The sequence below is a fragment of the Coprococcus sp. RTP21428st1_C9_RTP21428_210409 genome (assembly GCF_040227395.1).
GTDB lineage: Bacteria > Bacillota > Clostridia > Lachnospirales > Lachnospiraceae > Coprococcus > Coprococcus aceti.
Map to the genome: position 1 here is coordinate 70,744 of NZ_JBEHVV010000005.1, position 1,374 is coordinate 72,117.

Genomic DNA, 1,374 nt, shown 5'->3' on the forward strand with positions numbered 1-1,374 from the left:
AGAAGATTTACCGTAATCTTTCCTGGTCTCTTGCCATCCTGATCGTTTGCATCGTTCCAGGTCTTTGTTCCTTCTATATTGATCGTTTCAGGCGTGTGACTATTGGTAAATGTATATCCGTTTTCTGCGTCTCCTGTCACAGCTGTAGTGTATTCGGAAACAGCATCCTCAGTTACTTCGTATGTTATCTCTGATCCATCTGCATATTTAGGAAGGTCTGTAAAACTAAACTTCCAGTCATTTGCTGCTGTGACTTCAAGACTCTTGATCTTTGTTCCGTTTGCAATCAGGTTGACTGTGATACTTGGAGGTCTGATACCATCCTGATTCTCACCGTCGTCCCAGATCTTAACGCCCTTTACTGATGTCGTCTCTGGTGTGTAGCTGTTCGTAACTGTGTATCCTGTTGTCATATCTCCGGTTATTACTGGAGTATATCCTTCAGTAATATCTGTTTCTTCTACAGTGTAAGCTATCGCAGCTCCATCCTTGTTCACATCAAGATCTGTCCATGTATGTGTCCAGTTGTTATCTGCTCTTAATATAGTCTCTGAGCCATCTACTGCTATTCCGTTCGCAAGCAGCTGAACCTTTACACTCGTAGGTCTCTTTCTGTCCTGATTGTTTGCATCATCCCAGCTCTTTGTGACTGATACACTTGTCTTTGCCGGTGTATATGTGTTTGTAATGTTATATCCGTCTATTACAGTAGCATAATCACCGACCGCATCCTCTGTAATGGTATAAACTATCTTGTTGCCACTGCTATACTTTGGAAGATCTTTGAAACTATACTTCCAGTCTTCCTCAGCTGTAACAGTCTTTGTCTTGTATAACTGACCATCCGCAAGAAGATTTACAGTTATGCTCTCAGGTCTCTTTCTATCCTGATTGTTTGCATCATCCCATGTCTTTGTACCAGCTATATTGATGGTCTCTGGTGTGTAGCTGTTGGTTATTACAAATCCTGTCTTGGCATCACCCGTGACCTTCTTCGTATATCCGGTTACTGTAGCTGTCTCATCTACTGTATAACCTATAGCTGTACCGTTCTTATAAACTGCAAGATCTTTCCATGTATACGTCCAGTTGTTGTCCTCTTTAAGAGTTACCTCTGAACCGGCAACCTCTGTGCCATCAGCAAATAATTTGACAGTGATTTCTTTTGCCCTCTTGCCGTCCTGATTTCCAGCGTCATCCCAGATCTTCGTGACATTGACATCTGTAGTCTCTGGAACATGTGTGTTTGTAATATCATAACCATTTGGAGCTGCTGTATATCCCTCCACACTGTCCTCTGTGATGGTATACTTTATCTCCTGACCATTGCTGTACTTTGGAAGACCTGTAAAGCTGTACTTCCAACCTTCTGCC

Annotated in this window: 1 protein-coding gene; it reads right to left on the minus strand. The window is 42.4% G+C overall.

What is annotated here, in order from left to right; all coding sequences use genetic code 11:
* The coding region (locus ABUA34_RS02220) for a Cna B-type domain-containing protein (RefSeq protein ID WP_349822784.1) at positions 1-1,374 on the minus strand (1,374 nt) is incomplete at both ends.